The organism is Candidatus Kosakonia sp. 282A-S69 (assembly GCF_029433855.1).
GTDB lineage: Bacteria > Pseudomonadota > Gammaproteobacteria > Enterobacterales > Enterobacteriaceae > Kosakonia > Kosakonia cowanii_A.
In genome coordinates, this window is the sequence record NZ_JAROAU010000005.1 from 250,961 (window position 1) to 251,221 (window position 261).

Genomic DNA, 261 nt, shown 5'->3' on the forward strand with positions numbered 1-261 from the left:
CAGTTTGTGCAGCTTCTGGCCGATTACGTTATGAACAGCTGGGTAGGCGCCGGACAGAATAAGGTGTGACACTTTGTCCGGGCGGGTAAAGCCGATATGCTGCGCGATCAAGCCTCCGGCAGAATACCCGAATAACACAGCTTTATCAATGTGCAAAGCGTCCATGAATTGCGCGATCTCGTTTGCGTAATAGGAAATAGACGCTGGCTGATCGATGTGATCACTATCACCGTGGCCGCTTAAATCGGGAAAAATCACCCT

Annotated in this window: 1 protein-coding gene; it reads right to left on the bottom strand. The window is 50.6% G+C overall.

Features of this window, described 5'->3' with window-relative positions:
- Nucleotides 1-261: alpha/beta fold hydrolase (locus PU683_RS22245; RefSeq protein ID WP_277174675.1), on the bottom strand; the 261-nt coding region annotated here is incomplete at both ends.